This window comes from Rhodococcus sp. C-2 (assembly GCF_027854095.1).
GTDB lineage: Bacteria > Actinomycetota > Actinomycetes > Mycobacteriales > Mycobacteriaceae > Rhodococcus_F > Rhodococcus_F qingshengii.
The window spans coordinates 1-1,755 of record NZ_JAQGFI010000039.1 but is presented as its reverse complement, the minus strand read 5'-3'; the positions used below and the strand labels follow the sequence as shown (position 1 = coordinate 1,755).

The following is a 1,755-nucleotide window of genomic DNA, read 5'->3' as shown; positions in this document are numbered from 1 at the left end:
CGCACCTTCGAGAACCAGCGCCATCGTGCATCCGGCCTGACCCTCGCCACCGCGGCCGTGACGCTCTGGAATACCGTCTATCTCGACCGCGCCGTCCGTCATCTGCGCGGCAGCGGCGTCGACGTGCCCGACGAACTGCTCGCCCACGTCGCCCCGCTGGGCTGGGAGCATGTCGGCCTGACCGGCGACTATCTTTGGGGCGAGATCGACAAACCCCGTGAACGGTTCAGGCCGCTCCGGCTCCACCAGCAAGGCCGGGACGCTTAGACCCCATGACTGCCCGAGCCTCGGAGGCTCGAATCTGAGATGCTGATGATGGATTTTTCAGCAGCGGAGGCGAGTCATGACGGAGGCAGTGAAATACGTTGGTCTGGACGTGCATAAGGAAACCATTGCGGTCGCTGTTGCCGATGGACAGCGCGGAGGCGAGGTGCGTTTCATCGGAACAGTCGCCAACGAGGACGATGCGGTCAGAAAGCTGGTCAAGCGACTAACGGGACCGGGCGTTACGTTGAACGTCTGCTACGAAGCTGGTCCCTGTGGCTATGGCCTGCATCGGCTGCTGACGAAGCTGGGGCAGGATTGCATTGTCATCGCCCCCTCAATGATGCCGCGACGCCCGGGCGACCATGTGAAGACGGACCGACGTGACGCGATGACACTGGCGCGGCTGCTACGCGCCGGCGAACTCACCGCGATCTGGGTGCCGGACGAAGCGCATGAGGCGGTACGCGATCTCATCCGCGCTCGGCGAAATGCGCAGGACGATGCCATCGGGGCCAAGCAAACGGTGCGCAGCTTCCTGTTGCGTCATGATCGTCGTTTCGGCGGCAAGGCGGCCTGGACGAAAATGTACTGGCGGTGGTTGTCCGAGCAGCGGTTCGATTTTCCCCACCAACAGCTGGCATTCGAGGAAATGCAGAAGCGGGTGCTGGAGGCGCAGGCGCGAGTGGGACGGCTCGAGGCAGCATTGGCCGAAGCGGTGGATGCATGGTGTTTCGCGCCGCTGGTCCGCAATCTGCAGGTCCTGCGCGGTATCAGGCTGGTCAGCGCTGCGACGCTGGTCGCTGAAGTAGGCGATCTCACCCGCTTCGACAATCCTAAGCAGTTGATGGCGTATGTCGGCTTGGTGCCGTCCGAGCACTCCAGCGGCGCCCGGACCAAGCGAGGCCGGATCACCCGCGCGGGCAACGCGCAGGCACGAACCATGCTGATCGAGGCGGGCTGGTCGTATCGGCTGCCCGCTCGCGAGGAACGGCGCTACCGTGAGCGGGTCATCGACTTGCCCGAGGACATCCAGGCAATCGGGTGGAAGGCACAGGTTCGCCTGTCTCAGCGCTACCGTCGCCTAGCAGCCACCGGCAAGCCGCAGCCGAAGGTGACCACTGCGATCGCGCGTGAACTGGTCGGCTATGCCTGGGACATCGCCCGTCGGGTGTCACCGGCGGTCGCTGGCTGATCCACGCACAACGATCACGAGAGGAGGCGCCAGCGCATCACCTGCATAGCCTTGGCCGGCGTGCCGCGGGCACCCGACTGTGATGGGCAATCCGCGGTGTACGGTGGGGCAGGTTCGTCCGACGCCCGAACTTAGACGACGGATAGGCCCAGCGACGGATACGGGTAGTGCGGTAACCAACCCGCGGATGAGAGCGTGATCAATCGTCGTCGATCAGGCGTCCGCGGCACACCCGCCAAGGTCAATGCGAACGCTGGTCTTGCGGCCAGCGAAGGGGTAAACTCGGGCAGTATCTC

At 64.5% G+C, this 1,755-nt stretch carries 2 protein-coding genes; both read left to right on the top strand.

Features of this window, described 5'->3' with window-relative positions; genetic code table 11:
• The coding region (locus PCS43_RS33335) for a Tn3 family transposase (RefSeq protein ID WP_270923253.1) at positions 1–267 on the top strand (267 nt) is incomplete at its 5' end.
• A gap of 76 nt (positions 268–343) precedes the next feature.
• The gene (locus PCS43_RS33330; RefSeq protein WP_066760040.1) at positions 344–1,459 is read left to right on the top strand and encodes an IS110 family transposase; all 1,116 of its coding nucleotides are present in this window, start codon (positions 344–346) and stop codon (positions 1,457–1,459) included.
• Positions 1,460–1,755: the final 296 nt, after the last annotated feature.